We start from the raw sequence: 2,189 nt of genomic DNA, 5'->3' as shown, positions 1-2,189 counted from the left end.
TACTTTAAAGTAAGTGAGAAGGGTGAGATATTAGAGTCAAAAAAACCATTCTAAAATAAATATAGCAATTAATTATACAGCAGATAATAATCTTAAAGAGATGAAACTAGTATGTTCAGTTGACTGATGTAAATTTTAAATTTAAAACCTAATATTTTTTGTAGACTGAGAAAACTGCATGTTTAAATTTTTTTTAATTGGTATGTTAGCTTGGACTAATGCTGCTAATGCTGAGTTTAATATAGAAAATAATCAAGATCAGCCAGTAAATATCAAATTAGGGTATCGGAGTGTTTTAAATTCTTCCTTCATATATACTGATGTCAGCAAAAATGTAGATTTGAAAAAAAATATCGTTATTGTTCCATATGGCGAAGTTACAGTTTTACTAAATCCAGTTTTGAATAATAATAATGAGATAAAAGGAAAGGATTATTACTTTATAAGCTATCAACCTAAAATTCTATTAGGGGAAAGTCAGTATAAGCTTCCTTTTGTTATTTCAGATGTTGGAGCAATTGGCACTAGTATTATTTATAATGATAATAATATTTCTATTTTTTCAATTGAAAGTTATACAAATCCTGGGTCCAATAATGATTCAAAAAAATTTAAAAGTGATATATATGTATTTAATAAAAAAAATTTAGGAATATACAATCCATTATTTTTATCAATAAATGTTAAATTAAGAAGTTTAAATGATGCTTCAATGAAATTTACAAAATTATCATCCATAAAGTATAATAAAAATGATAAGTCCTATCAAGTGGTATATGATTTTCAGAAAGTAACTGAAGATTTTACTTCAACTGGAAAAGTTAATTATGAGAATTTCCCAATTCAATATTCTTTTTCCTTGGTTCCGGATAAAAATAAACCTTTTTTAATTAAAGATATTATTGAAAAGAGAAAGGGTGATAAAAATATTGTTTCGAAAATTGAAAATAATGATATGTATTCATATTTTTTAAAATAGAAATATTTTAATATAAATATATTCTTATAAGCAGTAATAAATTAATATAATTTTTGCTGCTTATAAATAATTGGTAATATTGAAAATATTTTCTTATTAATAAAAGTTAATACCGAATAACTAAATATCTCAAATTTATAGTTTTTACCACTTTCATGATTGGATCTACTGAGACTTCATATGCTGACTTTGGTTTTATTCAAGATAAAGATGGGTATGTGAATGTAAGGGAAAATTCAAGTTTAAATTCTAAAGTTACGTCCAAATTAAATAGTAATGAAATTGTTTCTTGTGTGATGGATGAAGGGACAAATAATTTTTGTTTAGTTAATGCAAGTAATGGTGTAACAGGATTTATCTATAAAAATAGAATAAATAATTTTAGTGGTTACACTTCTATTAAGCTATCTCAATATTCTAGAGAGAAAGCTGTTTATAGTGATAAAAATATAATAGTAGAAGTGTATGCAAAAAAAGCTATTTTAGATCCTAAACTTTATAAAACTTTTAAAGGTGAATATAAGTATTTTAATAATAAACAATTCTTTGGTACTGATGGTAGTTTACCTAATAATGATTTTTTACAACTTGATAAAATCATAATTAAGGATAAAGATAAGAAAATAGAAATTGGTAAAAATGATATAGAGCAATACTTTTTTCCTAAAAATGGTATAGATGGTGACAAGAACGAGCTTGCTGATTTTAAAATATATTATTTAAATAATAATATTTATATTTTAAATACTTTTAATAATGCTGGTGCAGCAGCTTACAATATTGTTTTAAATATAAAAAATGGAAAAGTAATTGCCAATAAAGCTTGGCAGAGTAAAACTTGAAGTGCGACATAAACCACCTAATTAATTTAAAGGGTTTATGGAGTATATAAAATTGTCATACCATCATCTTAACTTTGAAGATCGTACTGCATTAATGCTTGAGTCAAGAAAAGAAGGCTTTTCAGCCAGAAAATTTGCTGAACTCATTAAAAGACATCCTAGTACGATCTATCGTGAGCTTAAAAGAAATAGCATCAATGACGTTTATCAAGCTCGATATGCTTCTGATAACACCTTCGCTAGACGTAGACGTGGTCACAGAAAACTCAAAATCGATTCAATCCTCTGGAAATTTATTGTTGAAGCGATCCGTTGTTTATGGTCTCCTCAGCAAATAGCAAAGCGTTTAAAGACATTTCCTGATTTGG

3 protein-coding genes are annotated in these 2,189 nt (G+C 25.9%); all 3 read left to right on the top strand.

What is annotated here, in order from left to right:
* Positions 1-178: 178 nt before the first annotated feature.
* Positions 179-979, top strand: coding sequence for a hypothetical protein (locus tag J671_RS24415; RefSeq protein ID WP_031983751.1), 801 nt, complete (start codon positions 179-181; stop codon positions 977-979).
* A gap of 116 nt (positions 980-1,095) precedes the next feature.
* Positions 1,096-1,821 (top strand): SH3 domain-containing protein, encoded by a 726-nt coding sequence (locus tag J671_RS24410; RefSeq protein WP_031983752.1) that lies wholly within the window; start codon positions 1,096-1,098, stop codon positions 1,819-1,821.
* A 94-nt stretch (positions 1,822-1,915) separates the two neighbouring features.
* The coding region (locus tag J671_RS24405) for a helix-turn-helix domain-containing protein (RefSeq protein ID WP_249364820.1) at positions 1,916-2,189 on the top strand (274 nt) is incomplete at its 3' end.

The organism is Acinetobacter sp. 1130196 (genome assembly GCF_000588095.1).
Classification (GTDB): domain Bacteria; phylum Pseudomonadota; class Gammaproteobacteria; order Pseudomonadales; family Moraxellaceae; genus Acinetobacter; species Acinetobacter nosocomialis.
Note: the sequence above shows the minus strand (reverse complement) of the source record. Positions and strands in the feature narration are given on the sequence as shown.